8 protein-coding genes are annotated in these 7,354 nt (G+C 68.1%); 5 read left to right on the top strand and 3 right to left on the bottom strand.

Annotated elements, in window-relative coordinates:
* Positions 1-324 (bottom strand): ABATE domain-containing protein (locus ACAM49_RS37270; RefSeq protein WP_369640237.1); only part of this gene is annotated, 324 nt, incomplete at its 3' end.
* Positions 325-478: 154 nt separating this feature from the next.
* Here ACAM49_RS37270 and ACAM49_RS37265 point away from each other — a divergent pair.
* From ACAM49_RS37265 to ACAM49_RS37255, 3 genes are all read left to right on the top strand, one after another.
* Entirely contained in the window at positions 479-931 is a 453-nt protein-coding gene (locus ACAM49_RS37265) for a VOC family protein (protein WP_369640236.1), read from the top strand.
* Positions 932-1,003: 72 nt separating this feature from the next.
* Positions 1,004-1,903, top strand: a complete 900-nt coding sequence (locus ACAM49_RS37260; RefSeq protein ID WP_369640235.1) for a pyridoxamine 5'-phosphate oxidase family protein — start codon at positions 1,004-1,006, stop codon at positions 1,901-1,903.
* Positions 1,904-1,935: 32 nt separating this feature from the next.
* Positions 1,936-2,391: a nuclear transport factor 2 family protein gene (locus tag ACAM49_RS37255; protein WP_369640238.1), complete on the top strand. Its 456-nt coding sequence runs from the start codon at positions 1,936-1,938 to the stop codon at positions 2,389-2,391.
* Positions 2,392-2,405: 14 nt separating this feature from the next.
* Here the strand turns inward: ACAM49_RS37255 and ACAM49_RS37250 are convergent, their stop codons facing one another.
* Positions 2,406-3,335, bottom strand: coding sequence for a hypothetical protein (locus ACAM49_RS37250; RefSeq protein WP_369640234.1), 930 nt, complete (start codon positions 3,333-3,335; stop codon positions 2,406-2,408).
* A 173-nt stretch (positions 3,336-3,508) separates the two neighbouring features.
* Positions 3,509-4,924, bottom strand: a complete 1,416-nt coding sequence (locus ACAM49_RS37245) for an MFS transporter (protein WP_369640233.1) — start codon at positions 4,922-4,924, stop codon at positions 3,509-3,511.
* 95 nt (positions 4,925-5,019) lie between these two features.
* Between ACAM49_RS37245 and ACAM49_RS37240 the strand changes: the two genes are divergently transcribed.
* Both ACAM49_RS37240 and recA read left to right on the top strand, forming a co-directional pair.
* The gene (locus ACAM49_RS37240) at positions 5,020-6,042 is read left to right on the top strand and encodes an Lrp/AsnC family transcriptional regulator (RefSeq protein ID WP_369640232.1); all 1,023 of its coding nucleotides are present in this window, start codon (positions 5,020-5,022) and stop codon (positions 6,040-6,042) included.
* Between the two features lie 171 nt (positions 6,043-6,213).
* Positions 6,214-7,248: a recombinase RecA gene (recA, locus tag ACAM49_RS37235; RefSeq protein ID WP_040810310.1), complete on the top strand. Its 1,035-nt coding sequence runs from the start codon at positions 6,214-6,216 to the stop codon at positions 7,246-7,248.
* The last annotated feature ends 106 nt before the right edge of the window (positions 7,249-7,354 follow it).

Below are 7,354 nucleotides of genomic sequence, written 5' to 3'. Positions count from 1 at the left end.
GGGTAGCCGGGCGGGGTCGGCGAGCTCGGGGGTCGGGGCGGGGCCCTCGGGGGTGAGGGTGCGGCGGATGCGGCCGTGGGCCAGGACGGCATTGAGGTCGTCGGCGCTCGTGCCCTTGACCGCGCGCAGGATCGCGTCGCGGGCGGTGATGAGGGCCTCGCGGGTGGCCTCGTCGGCGGGCAGGTCGAGGGTGTTGTCGGCCAGCCACTGCCGGACGCCGGCCACGTCGATGAGCAGGTCCCGGGGTCCCTCCGCGCTGTTCCAGCGGGTGTTGAGCAGGTCCAGGGCGAGCGGTTCACCGAGGTGAGGGCGGGTTTCGGGCACTCCTGAGGGTAACGGTCGCGGTGCTGTCATCGGACTCACCACTCCTTTCTAACCGGCAAAATTCACTATAGGGGTTGACTGGCGACGCCCCATGTCGCTAGCTTCTAACCTGTCAAACAAACAACGATGGTTAGATCTTCCGAAGGGGTTCACCATGACCGCACCCGTTCTCGCCACCGGGCACATCGGCCTCAATGTCACCGACATCGACCGGTCGGTCGACTTCTACCGGCGCGCCCTCGGCTTCGAACAGCTCGGCGCGGGCGGTGAGGGTGCGCAGCGTTTCGCTTTCCTGGGCCGCGACGCCAAACTCCAGGTCACGCTGTGGCAGCAGAGCGGCGGCGAGTTCTCCGCGAAAACGCCGGGGCTGCATCACCTCTCGTTCCAGGTCGACACCATCGAGCAGGTGCGCGAGGTGGAATCGGTGCTGAAGGAACTGGATGTGGCCTTCGCGCACGACGGCGTGGTCGCGCACGGCGAGGGCGCGGCGTCGGGCGGCATCTTCTTCATCGACCCGGACGGCATCCGGCTCGAGGTCTACGCCCCCAGCGGCGCCGACCACGCGCCCGCCCCGAGTGGCGCGGCCCCGACCTGCGGTTTCTTCTGACCCGGAATTTCCGCGCGGGCAATCACATTGGCAGTTGGCGGGCCGCGCGGGCGGCCCCGACAGGAGTTCGCGATGAACGCAACAGGCGGAGTCGGCTATCACCCCGGTGAGCTGGCCGTGCAGGAACGCATGGGGCAGGCCGATATCGCCCAGCGGGTCGGCCGCATGATCCGGCCCGACATTCCGGCCGCCGCCGCGGAATTCCTGACCGAGCAGCCCATGATCGTGGTGGCGGCCGCCGATGGCGACGGGCGCATGTGGGCGACCCAGCTGGTCGGCGCACCGGGGTTCGTGCATGCTTCCGGGGTGCGGGCCATCGAGATCGACGCGGTACCGGCGGTGGGGGACCCGCTCGCCGAATCGCTGCGTGGCGCACGGCATGTCGGGATGATCGCGCTGCAGCCGCAATCGCGGCGGCGCATGCGGGTCAACGGTGTGATCGCGCCGACCGCCGGCGGGCTGCGCATCGAGACCGAGCAGGTGTATTCGAACTGCCCGAAATACATCTCGCGGCGCAGTGTCGAAGAATGGGTCGCCAGGGGAACTCCGGCCGTCCGCTGGGGCACCGAGCTGAATACCGCACAGCAGCAGCTGGTTTCCCGCGCCGACGCCTTCTTCGTCGCCTCCGCCGACCCCGACGGTAATGCCGACGCCTCCCATCGCGGCGGCAATCCCGGCTTCCTCCAGGTGCTTTCCCCGACCCGGCTGCGCTGGCCGGACTACCGCGGCAACTCCATGTTCATGACCCTCGGCAATATCGCCGCCGACCCGCGCTGCGGGCTGCTCGTCCTCGACTGGCGGACCGGGGTCACCCTGCAGCTCACCGGCACCGCCGAGATCACCTGGGAAGAGGCGGTTTTCACGCCCGGTGCGCAATGCGCCATCGACTTCACGCTCACCGAGGTCGTCGAGATCTCGGGAGCCACTCCCTTGCGCTGGGGCGAGCCCGAACTCTCCCCGGTCAACCCCTGACCCGGCATCCCGCCGTCAACTCGAAAGGTCTCATCATGCGTCCACCCCTGCCGCCCTTCGACCTCGAAGCCGCCAAGCTCAAGGTCCGCGCCGCCGAAAACGCTTGGAACACCCGCGATCCCGAGAAGGTCGCGCAGGCTTACACCGAGGATTCGGTGTGGCGCAACCGCGACGAATTCCTCACCGGCCACGCCGAGATCGTCGACTTCCTGAAGCGCAAGTGGGCCAAGGAGAACGGCTACGCGCTGCGCAAGGACCTGTGGACCTACACCGAGAACCGCATCGCCGTCCGCTTCCAGTACGAATGGCACGACGACAACGGCCAGTGGCACCGCAGCTACGGCAACGAACTCTGGGAATTCGCCCCCGACGGCCGCATGTCCCGCCGCGAGGCCAGCATCAACGACGTGCCCATCACGGAGGAGGAGCGCCGCATCTTCGGCCCCCGCACCCCCGAAGAGGACGACGCCGGGATTCCCCTGCGGTAGGAACAAGATCAGAGTTACACGGTGGAGCCGCGCCACGCCAGGTGCAGCAGGGAGGTGCCGCGCGGCGGGCGGAAGGAGCACAGGGCGGGGGCGTAGTGGCATTCGAAAGAGGCTATGCGGGTGGGGGATTGCCAGGTGTGGTCACCGTCGAAGGTGGAGTACCACAGCTCGTCGCCGCTGGCGGACTTCCAGGCCAGGTGCAAGCGGTCGGCGTGGGCGGCCAGGGTGGGCGCCTGATCGGTGTACGCGTCGACCGGGTTGGCGCGGGAGGTCCAGGTGACGGCATTGGTCGAGCTCCACAGGCGAATCCACTGGTCATTGTCGAGCAGGGCCTTGGTGCCGCGGTTGGCCAGGTACAAGGTGTTGCCGAGAACCGCCACTGCGGGGGTTTGCGAGGAGTCGATGCCGGGCAGGGCGGCCGGGGCGGTCCAGCCCGTGGCGGTGCGGATCGACAGGTAGATGTTCTGATTCGAGGTCAGGAGCGTGTCCGCACCGCGCCAGAACAGGTGCGGTACACCCTGGAACGAGACCAGGGCGGGCGCGCACGAGGTCTCCGCGCCGCCCAGCATCTGCTGGGATTCCCATTTGTGGCCGTCGCTCGAGGTCGACCACCAGATGTTCTGATCGCGGTCCGCGCCCTTCCACGCCAGGTACAGCGTCTGGTCGCCGAGGCCGGCCGCGGTCATGGCCGGATGCTCGGAGGTGCCGACATTCGGGATGTTCCACGGGCCGGTCCAGGTCTGGCCGTCGGCGGTGGAGGACAGCCAGATCGAATCGGTGCTGTCCTCGGCGCGCCAGGCCATGTGCAGGTTCTCCTGGAAGACCGCCAGCGCCGGGCCGCGCGGGGAGGTGGCACCGGGAACCGTTGCCTGGGTGGACCATTGGCCGGGTTGGGTGGTGGCGGAGGTCCAGAGCCGGGTATCGGGGCGGGGCAGCGGGGACATGGGATTCACCACGGCTTTCTGCGCGGGAACGTGGATCGGGAGAGGCGTACCGCACTGTGCGCCGATGGCTCGAGTGTAGTGCGGGCGCCTCCTCCCTCGATTGAAAACCGTTCTGGCAGAAGGTATTCCGATCAATCTGGGACTTGACGGTCGGTACGCTGTGGCATGCTGCGTCAGCCCACCGGCACGGGTTCGGCAGTCGGCTCCGGAATCCGCTCGTGGCTGCGGAAGAGGGTGAAGACCACTACGCCGCAGACGATTCCGACGGCACCGGCCGCCGCGACCGCCGAATCCAGGCCGGTCACGAAGTGCGACAGGGTCGGGCGGCCGTCACCGGCGGCGCTGCGGAACACCGTGCCCAGCACCGCGACACCCAGCGCGAGGCCCAACTGCCGGGCGGTGTTGACCGCTCCCGCCGCGGTGCCGCTCTGCTGCGGTGGGACCGCCGCCATGCCGACGGCCACCAGGGGCGGGGCCATCACGCCGACGCCCGCGCCGATCACCAGCAGGCCGGGAATCGAAGCGGTCCAGGAGGATCCGGCGTCGATGAGGGTCAGCAGGCCGCTGCCGACACCGATGGTGACCAGGCCGCCGCCGATCGACCAGCGCGGGGACAGGTCGTGCAGCTGGCGGCCGAAGACGCCCGAGACCAGAAAGGCGCTGATCGACATCGGGAGCAGCGACAGTCCGGCCCGCAGCGGCGACAGATGCAGTTGCTGCTGCAGCCACAGCGAGATCAGCGGGCTGGCCGCGAAGGCAGCGAAACTCATGCCGAGGGCGCCGATCAGGGTCGCGACCAGGCCGGTGTGGCGCAGCAGGGGCAGCGGGAGCATCGGTGCGGCACTGCGTGATTCGATGGCCAGGAACGCGATCAGCGCCACCGCACCGAGAATCAGGGTGGATACGGTGCGGGTGTCGGTCCAGCCGTGCTCGCCGCCGCGGATGATGCCGTAGGTGATCGCGGTCGCGGCGAGCGCGAAGGCGGCCATGCCCGGCAGGTCGATCTTGCGGTCGGCGCGGCGCGGGGACGGGCCGAAGGCGATGACGGTCAAGGGAATCGTGATCGCGGCGATGGGCAGGTTGACGAAGAAGATCCACCGCCACGACAGCAGATCGGTGAGCACGCCGCCGAGCACCACGCCGATACCGGCGGACGCGCCCGCCACCGCACCCCACGCGCCGAACGCGACGCCGCGATCGCGGCCGGTGTAGGTGGCGTGCAGCAGCGACAGGGTGGTGGCGAGCATGGCCGCGCCGCCGATGCCCTGCGCGGCCCGCGCCGCCACCAGCACCTCCGAGGATTGCGCGATGCCGCAGGCCAGGGAGGCGGCCGCGAACAGCACCAGGCCGACCAGGTAGGTGGGTTTCGCGCCGACCTTGTCCGCGATCGAACCCAGGACCAGCAGCAGGGCGGCCAGGGCGAGGGCGTAACCGTCTACGACCCACTGCAATCCGGACAGGCCGGTGCCGAGATCGACGGCGATGTCGGGCAGGGCGACATTCACGATGGTGACGTCTATGAGGAGCATGAGCGTGCCTAGGCAGGCGGCGAAGAGAGGGAGCCATTTCTTAAATCGACTCAGTCGCATGGGGGCCTCCGATAGTGCGAGCGATTTCGTCTCCCAGCATGGGAGAGGCGCTCGGATCCACCTAGCTGCTTGGTGCTCGGCGCTAGAATCCTCCTATGTTCGAGGAAGAGCTGGATGATTCCTCCGTTTTGGATGTGCTCGACAAGCAGATCGTGCACGGGCTGGTCACCGACGCGCGCATCCCGTTCGCGCGGCTGGGGGCGATCCTGGGGGTCTCCGAGCAGACCGTCGCGCGGCGGTATCGCTCGCTGCTGGGTCGGGGGATCATTCATGTTGCGGGACAGGTGAATACCGTGCCGCTGGGGCAACCGCGGTGGATGATGCGCATCACCTCCGAGCCCGCCAAGGTGGTGGCGCTGGCCGAATCCCTGGCCCGGGTACCGGAATTGAGCTGGGTGGCGCTGTTGACCACCGGGTTCGAGGTGATGTGCGCGGGCCGGACACGGTCGGTGGAACGACGGGATCAGTTGCTGCTGCGCATGATTCCGCGCGCGACGCCGGTGCTCGGGCTGAGTGTGTACGAGGTGATGCGGCAGTTCCCGTTCACCGAGGAATGGCCGCGCTACGGCCGGTTGCTGACGCCGGAGCAGCTGGCGGAACTCGGGCCGCGGCCGCCCATGTGGAATCCGGTGGGGCCCGAGGGGCCGGTCACGCTGTCCCGCGAGGACGAGGCGATGCTGGCGATTCTGGCGCGCGACGGCCGCGCGCCGTACGCGCAATTGGCGGCCGCCACCGGGTGGAGTCCGACACGGGTGGCACGGCGGATGAGCGAGTTGATCGATTCGGGGGTGCTGTACTTCGATCTCGACTTCGCCTTGGAGCTCATGGGTTACACCTGCCGGGCGCTGTTGTGGATGCGGGTGCAGCCGGCGCGGCTCGAGGCCGTGGGCATGGCGATCGCCCAGTATCCGGAGGTCGCGTATCTGGCCGCGATCACCGGGCCCGCGAATCTGACTGCCTCGGTGGTGTGTCGCGATACCGATCATCTCTACCGGTTCATCACCGAACGGCTGGGTGCGCTGCCGGGGATCAATGACATCGAGGTGTCCTCCGCGCTGCGGATCTTCAAGCAATCGCAGAGCCTGATCGACGCGCAGAAGATCGCGGTCGTGCCCTGACGGCCAGCGCGCTTGCCAAAGGTTTGCCACCAGGTCTTTCGCGTGTCGTTCCGCGCGTCGCTTGCATCGAACAGGTGTTCGTCTAAGCTCGTCGTCGGAACTTGTCGGTGCCTCCCTCTAACGTGGGCGCCAACCACAGCATGAGACACCCGTTGAGAAGGGGAACTGACGATGGCACCTCCCGCTTTCGATCGTGACAAGGCCCTCGATCTGGCGTTGGCGCAGATCGAGAAGAGCTTCGGCAAGGGCGCGCTGATGCGCCTGGGTGAGGAGGCGCGCCAGCCGATCTCGGTGATTCCCACCGGATCCATCGCGCTGGATGTCGCCCTCGGTATCGGCGGTCTGCCGCGCGGCCGCATCGTCGAGGTGTACGGCCCGGAATCCTCGGGTAAGACCACCGTCGCCCTGCACGCGGTCGCCAATGCCCAGGCCGCCGGCGGTGTCGCCGCCTTCATCGACGCCGAGCACGCGCTGGATCCGGAGTACGCCCGCAAGCTGGGTGTCGACACCGACGCGCTGCTGGTCTCCCAGCCGGACACCGGTGAGCAGGCGCTCGAAATCGCCGACATGCTGGTGCGTTCCGGCGCCATCGACATCATCGTCATCGACTCCGTCGCCGCCCTGGTGCCGCGCGCCGAGATCGAGGGCGAGATGGGTGACAGCCACGTCGGTCTGCAGGCCCGCCTGATGAGCCAGGCGCTGCGCAAGATGACCTCGGCCCTGAACAATTCGGGCACCACCGCCATCTTCATCAACCAGCTGCGCGAGAAGATCGGCGTCATGTTCGGCTCGCCGGAGACCACCACCGGTGGTAAGGCGCTGAAGTTCTACGCCTCGGTCCGCCTGGACGTCCGCCGCATCGAGACGCTGAAGGACGGCTCCGACGCGGTCGGTAACCGCACCCGCGTCAAGGTCGTCAAGAACAAGGTCTCCCCGCCGTTCAAGCAGGCCGAGTTCGACATCCTCTACGGCGTCGGCATCTCCAAGGAGGGCTCGATCATCGACATGGGTGTCGAGCACGGCTTCATCCGCAAGTCCGGCTCCTGGTACACCTACGAGGGCGACCAGCTCGGCCAGGGCAAGGAGAACGCCCGCAAGTTCCTCCTCGAGAACACCGACGTCCGCGACGAGATCGAGAAGAAGATCAAGGAAAAGCTCGGCATCGGCGCAGACGTCACCGCCGAAGAGGCCCCCGCCGACTTCTGATCGATGCCCCCACGGGATCCCGAAGGGCCCCGGCACGATTCGCCGGGGCCCACCCACCACCTCGACGCGGTAGAACGCCTCCGCCGCCAACTCGACGCCTCCGCGG

Origin of the sequence: Nocardia sp. JMUB6875, assembly GCF_041154655.1 — a bacterium.
Classification (GTDB): domain Bacteria; phylum Actinomycetota; class Actinomycetes; order Mycobacteriales; family Mycobacteriaceae; genus Nocardia.
Note: the sequence above shows the minus strand (reverse complement) of the source record. Positions and strands in the feature narration are given on the sequence as shown.